Source organism: Pseudomonas sp. FW305-70 (assembly GCF_058783925.1).
The window spans coordinates 1-1,543 of record NZ_JBYSYZ010000078.1; the positions used below are offsets into that span (position 1 = coordinate 1).

The 1,543-nt window shown below is 62.3% G+C and carries 1 protein-coding gene; it reads right to left on the bottom strand.

The window, feature by feature from the left end; translation table 11 throughout:
• Positions 1–124 precede the first annotated feature (124 nt).
• The gene (locus AC3WN7_RS28325) at positions 125–1,408 is read right to left on the bottom strand and encodes an NAD(P)/FAD-dependent oxidoreductase (protein ID WP_102675863.1); all 1,284 of its coding nucleotides are present in this window, start codon (positions 1,406–1,408) and stop codon (positions 125–127) included.
• Between the last annotated feature and the right edge of the window lie 135 nt (positions 1,409–1,543).

The following is a 1,543-nucleotide window of genomic DNA, read 5'->3' on the forward strand; positions in this document are numbered from 1 at the left end:
CGCTCCCACAGGGACTTATGTCGACCACAAATTTTGAGGCTGACAAATAACCCTTGTGGGAGCGGGCTTGCTCGCGAAGAGGCCAGCACAAACAACATCCATGTTGAAGAATTGGCCAATAACCTCAGCGCAATCGCTCAAGCATCTGGTAGTACCACATCCCGGCAGCCAGCATCGGGTTGCCCAGCAGGTCGCCCATGGGCACGCGGATGTGCTGGCAGGCGGCAAAGGTGTCGAACTGCTCCATTTGGCCTGTGATCGCGCGGCTCATGATTTCACCCATGATGTGGGTGGTGGCGATGCCGTGGCCGGAGTAGCCCTGGCAATACCAGACGTTGTCCGACAGCTTGCCCAGTTGCGGGATGCGGTTGATCACGATACCCATCGCGCAGCTCCACTGGTAATCGATGGCCACGCCTTTGAGCGCCGGGAAGGTCTGCTCGATGCACGGGCGCAACTCGGCGGCGATGTCCCGTGAATCCTTGCCGCTGTAGTTGGCGCCGCCACCGAACAACAGGCGACCGTCAGCGGTGAGGCGGTAGTAATCGAGCACGAAGCGGCAGTCGTAGACCGCCAGGTCTTCGGGGTTGATCTGCCTGGCCAGATCGCCCAGCGGCGCGGTGGTGACGATGCCGCCCATGGCCGGGAAAATCTTGCCCTTGAGCTTGCCCGGTTCCAGCTTGTGGTAGACGTCGCCGGCCAGCAGCACCTGGTTGGCGTCGATGTGCCCGTGGGCGGTGCGTACGCCTGGCGTGTCTGCATGGATGATCTCCAGCACTTCGCTGTTCTCGAAGATCAACGCGCCCAGGCTTTCGGCCGCGCGGGCCTCGCCAATGCACAGGTTGAGCGGGTGCAGGTGCAGGTTGCGGGTGTTCTTGATCGCGCCGTGGTAGAGGTCGCTTTGCAGCAGGTCGCGCACTTGGCTGCGGTCGAGCAGGCTGACCTCATCGCCCATGCCACGGCGCACCGCCTCGTCGTAATCCTTGCGCAAGCCGTCCATGTGCGCGGGTTTGTACGCGGCGTGCAGGTGGCCGTGTTTGAGGTCGCAGGCGATGCCGTATTTTTCCACGCGCTGTTGGATGATCTGGTGTCCGCGCCAGCGCAGGTTCCAGATGAAATCGTCGACTTCATCGCCGATGGAGCGGCGCATCTGTTTGCGCATGGCCTCGTCGCCCGACAGGCTGCCGGTGACCTGGCCGCCGTTGCGCCCGGTGGCGCCCCAGCCGATTTTGTGGCTTTCGACGATGGCGACCTTCAGGCCTTTTTCCGCCAGCTCGACGGCGGTGGCCACGCCGGTGAATCCGCCGCCGATGATCACCACGTCAACCTTGTGCCGGCCTTGCAGCGTCGGATAATCGGTGTCCTGGTTGAGGGTGGCGGTGTAGTAGGAATTGCAACGTTGAGTCATGTCGGTGTCCAGGCAGAATGGGGAGATACCAATGCCGGTCAGGCGAGCGCAGTTCTTGTGGGAGCGGGCTTGCTCGCGAAGGCGTACTTTCAGCCGACATCACTGCTGAATGACACACCGCCTTCGCGAGCAAGC

Coding starts and splice junctions, on each gene's coding strand:
- AC3WN7_RS28325 (WP_102675863.1), bottom strand. CDS start 1,408: ATGACTCAACGTTGCAATTCCTACTACACCGCCACCCTCAACCAGGAC.